The sequence below is a fragment of the Halobacillus sp. BBL2006 genome, assembly GCF_000786645.1.
Classification (GTDB): domain Bacteria; phylum Bacillota; class Bacilli; order Bacillales; family Halobacillaceae; genus Halobacillus.
In genome coordinates this window covers 1-1,298 of record NZ_JRNX01000937.1, presented here as the reverse complement: position 1 = coordinate 1,298, position 1,298 = coordinate 1, and the positions used below count along the sequence as shown (strand labels likewise).

Here is a 1,298-nt window from a genome sequence, read left to right as displayed (position 1 = left end):
TGAAGGGCTTTGTAATATAATCATCTGCCCCAATACCAAGTCCTATGATTTTATCGGTATCGCTTTTCTTCGCACTCATCATTAAGATGGGTATATTCGATTCTTTTCGAATCCTTCGACATACTTCAATTCCGTCAATATTCGGAAGCATAATATCCAATACAGCCATCATCGGTTTTTCTTTGTGAAAATGAGTAAGACCTTGCTCCCCATCAAAGGTGAGGATAACTTCATAGCCTTCTACTTGAAGATAATCTCTGACTAGTTCGCCAAGTTCCTTTTCATCTTCCACAATTAATATTTTCTCTTCGTTCATAACAGCCCGCCTTCATAGATCATACATTACGCAGCTACATCACGCTTATTGAAAACAAACCACGTTAGTGTAATAAAGATAATAAAATAAACAATTAATACAATAATAGAGAAAGTCATCGTCATTCCTTCGACTAGTGGAACACCATTCGTATATTGCTGGAGGTTTGTATTCGCAAACAACACATACTTCACCCAATCATAGTTGCTTAACAATTGGGCAAGCTGAGGTCCGGTAAACAATAAAAAGATTGAAATACCAATAGCCAGAGAACTACTTCGGAATACGGTTGAAATCATAAAAGCTAATGTCACCATCATAAGCAAATCAACACTATTGAAGCCAAAGAGACGAATGATATGAGTAATCATGTTATTCTCTTGAACGTCCCCGTTATTGTACACGAGATAAGGGTGATCTGCACCACCAAGTCCAAAGAACAAACTCCCTATCAAGAAGGAAAAACCAAATAATAATACCAAACTAAAAAGAGCAAAAAGTAGTGTCGAAATGTATTTAGATAAGATAATCTTAGTACGACTTACAGGTCTGATTAATAACAACTTAATCGTTCCCCAGGAGAATTCACTAGCAACCATCCCGCCAGCTACAACAATCGTAAATAGAGCGATAATTCCTGTGAAATTCGTTGCATCAATCATGAATCCCCAAAGAGACTGAGAATCTACAGGAGGAATGTCGTGCTCGATTCGATAGTTGTTAATTGCGACTTGTTTCTTTACGTACGTTTCACCTGCCCCCTTTAAGGGGCTCTCTTCTAACCGTTTTTGTAGTTGTACATTCTCCATTTGCATTCTTTCTTTCCAGTTGGCATTTTCATTTGGTTCCATAATAAATTTAGAGAACACGCCTACCGCCAAAACCGCGAAGACTACTATCCCGATCATGATCCAGGTGCCTAAACGCTTATATAATTTCATATTTTCATTTTGGATTAAATTTAGTAATCTGACCATTTATT

The 1,298-nt window shown here is 37.3% G+C and carries 2 protein-coding genes; both read right to left on the bottom strand.

Annotated elements, in window-relative coordinates; genetic code table 11:
• The coding region (locus LD39_RS21225) for a response regulator (protein WP_035553666.1) at window positions 1-316 on the bottom strand (316 nt) is incomplete at its 3' end.
• Window positions 317-342: 26 nt separating this feature from the next.
• Complete coding sequence (locus tag LD39_RS21220; protein WP_035553663.1) at window positions 343-1,293, bottom strand: ABC transporter permease; 951 nt, start codon at window positions 1,291-1,293, stop codon at window positions 343-345.
• Window positions 1,294-1,298 lie beyond the last annotated feature (5 nt).